This is a genomic window from Bacillus cereus (genome assembly GCF_002561295.1).
Taxonomy (GTDB): domain Bacteria; phylum Bacillota; class Bacilli; order Bacillales; family Bacillaceae_G; genus Bacillus_A; species Bacillus_A cereus_S.
Genome location: NZ_NTUG01000053.1, coordinates 1 through 1,872, shown reverse-complemented (window position 1 = coordinate 1,872; position 1,872 = coordinate 1). Strand labels below are relative to the sequence as shown.

The following is a 1,872-nucleotide window of genomic DNA, read 5'->3' as shown; positions in this document are numbered from 1 at the left end:
AGCAACTTTAAGACGAGTCAGAATGACTCGTCTTTTTTGTGTTTTTATATAAGAAAAGTATTAAAAGTAGTTGTAGGCTGAACAGGTGTTTTCTTTATGTGGAAACACCTGTTGTTAACATGCATTCTTTTATCAGAAATTGTATGATGTTTATTCTCTGTGGATTCTCTTTTTTCTATATAAATTGCTATCTAGTTTATTAGAGTACATAGTAAGATGAGAATATATGTAAATATGAACAGGGAGGAGATAAACATCAAAGGGATAGGTATGCTATTAACGGCAATTCTATTATGGGGAATAGCAATTGCTCCAACAAAATGGGCGCTTGAATCAATTCAACCATTTACATTATTATTTCTCCGCCTTTTTTTTGCTGGTGGGATAAGTGCAATGTTGTCTTTTAATGGATTACGGAAAAGTATTACAAATAGGGATGTACCATGGAAGAGAATGAGTTTATTATCTTTTACCGGTGTAGCTGGCTATTTTATGTTCACATCATACGGCATTTCATTAACAAGTGGTTTGCACGTTAGTATTATTGATGCTGTATTGCCATTAGTTACAATTGTTTTTTCTGCGATTTTGTTAAAAGAAAAAATCCAAGGAAACTATTGGACTGGAATTGTATTAGGTCTTATTGGAGTCTTATGTATTACAGTTCCATCCAGTAATGAAACTCAAAGTGCTTCTTTAGCAGGAGACATACTTATTTTATGTAGTACATTCTTGTTTGCCTACTACACAATATTACTGAAACGACCAAAACAAGAAAAGAAGTTATCAAATGAAGTGTTTACTACATTAACATTGTTAATTGGAGCTATTATTTTATTACCTTTTGCTGCTATTGAAACTTTTTATTACGGTTTACCAAAACTACATACATGGAAGGCTGGATTTAGTCTTGTATATCTTATTATTGGTGCAACGATTCTTGCTTACTGGCTTTGGAATAAAGCACTAGAAAAGGTTTCGGCATCAGTAAGTGGGTTGTATTTAAATGCTTTACCACTTATCAGTATTATTGCTTCGGTTATTCTATTAAATGAATCTTTAACATGGAGGATTTTAATAGGAGGGTGTTTAGTTCTTTTTGGTGTGATATGGGCTGATCAAAATAAAGTGCGATCTGTAATGAAGTCTGTACATAAAGGAACTAGTAATAGTATGTAAAAAGAAGGGGGGCTTAGGAGTAGGTAGTTCGGGTAACACAGGGAAACAGTAAAATAGTATAGTAAATCGAGTATAAAAATGTAATAGTTTTATACTCGATTCTTTATATAAAATAAAGGTTGTGTTACTAAAGCGTCTAAAAAATTGACTGACTAGTTGTTTATGAGGCTAAATGTAAGTGTGCTTAACGTAATAGCTTTAATTAACAACATTGCATCAAATAAAGTGATTGAAAAATGTGGCTTTACTTAACTGAGGGAACAGACGATAGAAGATGAACTTTATAATCACTATATATTGAGTAAGTTAGAATGGGTCGAGAATTATTAAAAGGCAATGTTGTTCCAGAAAGAGAGGGTTATGGATGAAAGATGGCTGCTACTATAAAAAACTCAGATCTATAGTACTAGGTTTTACTTTGTTATTTTGTAGATTTCAATGTTAGGAGTTATTCTCGTTGTAATGGCTGCCTTATATATGATTATAAAAATGATGAATTACTCAGAGTCTAAATGGGAGAATGGAGTACGTATTAAGTTTTTATTGAAAAAGTATTGACTATTACTATATAGAGGTGTAATATTATACGAGTCGCTGATAGAAATAACGCAAACGCGACAAACGAAATAAAAAACTTAGTTGACATCGAAATACAAAGATGTTAACATAAGGGAGTCGCAAATGAGCGGCAAA

1 protein-coding gene and 1 pseudogene are annotated in these 1,872 nt (G+C 32.2%); both read left to right on the top strand.

Annotated features, from left to right (window positions below):
- Positions 1 to 270 precede the first annotated feature (270 nt).
- Positions 271 to 1,179 (top strand): DMT family transporter, encoded by a 909-nt coding sequence (locus tag CN373_RS23505; RefSeq protein ID WP_098360290.1) that lies wholly within the window; start codon positions 271 to 273, stop codon positions 1,177 to 1,179.
- 111 nt (positions 1,180 to 1,290) lie between these two features.
- Positions 1,291 to 1,509 (top strand): annotated as a pseudogene (locus CN373_RS25970) (GNAT family N-acetyltransferase); the annotation flags it as partial.
- Positions 1,510 to 1,872 lie beyond the last annotated feature (363 nt).

Excerpts from the sequence above, each read along its gene's own strand:
- CN373_RS23505 (WP_098360290.1), top strand. The coding sequence starts at position 271 with ATGCTATTAACGGCAATTCTATTATGGGGAATAGCAATTGCTCCAACA.